Origin of the sequence: Comamonas sp. B-9 (assembly GCF_000410635.1) — a bacterium.
GTDB lineage: Bacteria > Pseudomonadota > Gammaproteobacteria > Burkholderiales > Burkholderiaceae_C > Comamonas.
In genome coordinates this window covers 1-937 of record NZ_APCR01000293.1, presented here as the reverse complement: position 1 = coordinate 937, position 937 = coordinate 1, and the positions used below count along the sequence as shown (strand labels likewise).

General features: G+C 60.5%; 1 protein-coding gene. It reads right to left on the bottom strand.

Features of this window, described 5'->3' with window-relative positions; translation table 11 throughout:
- A partial coding sequence (locus H928_RS25795; RefSeq protein ID WP_043338336.1) for a DUF11 domain-containing protein occupies positions 1 to 937 on the bottom strand: 937 nt, incomplete at both ends.

The following is a 937-nucleotide window of genomic DNA, read 5'->3' as shown; positions in this document are numbered from 1 at the left end:
CGCAGCACAACCTGCACTCCAACCCTCACCCGAGCCGGTGTAAGTGGTACCTGCTGGCACGGTCTGGCCCACATCGGTGCTACCTGCCGTGCCACCACTGTTGGTGACGCTGACGGTATAGGTCAGCACATCACCAGGCTTGGCCAGGTAGCCAGCGGGCACGGGGCTGCCATTGACCAAGGTCAGCACATTGGTGGTAGCCAGGCTAGCTGGCGTATTGCCCACCGTGGACTTGGTGTCGGTGTTGTTCGTAGTGTTGGACTCGTAGCTTTGCGTGGTCGTGTTGATGGTGGCGCTGATCGCGCCTTCCGCTGCCGTGAAGGTTACCGAGCAGCTCAGCGTCTCGCTCACTGCCAGTGTCTTGCCAGCATCGCAAGTTGCACCGACCGATGCTGCACCGTTCTGCACTGCCATCTGGCAGCTGGCACCAACAGCACTGACGGGACCATTGTTGGTACACAGGCCAGTGATGGTCACGCTTTGGCCGACCACCACAGCCGAAGCTGGGATGTTGGTGATCTGCGCTTGCATATCGGCAATCGCATTGGCGGTTTCAGCCGAGCAAGTACCAGAGGCGCAAGCTGCAGCAATGTCGCTGCTCACGGTATTGGTGATCTTGCCGTTGCTGGTCGCTGGGGCAAGCACTTCCACCGTGAAGCGCACTGTCTGCTCACCAGCCACACCTTCGGCGCTCTGCGCTGGCACCGTCAAGCTTTGCGTGCAGGTGCTGGCTGCCACGCCGCAACCTTGTGTTGTCTGGCTCCAGCCTTGAGTTACATCAGGAGCGCTACCACCCACAAACTGGGTACCTTCTGGCACGGTCTCAGTCAGGACCGTCGTGCCAGCGGTACCGCCAGTATTGGTGATCACCATTGCATAAGTCAGCGTGTCGCCGATCTTGGCCGCGTAGTTGGCAGGCACAGCCGCGCCGTTCACT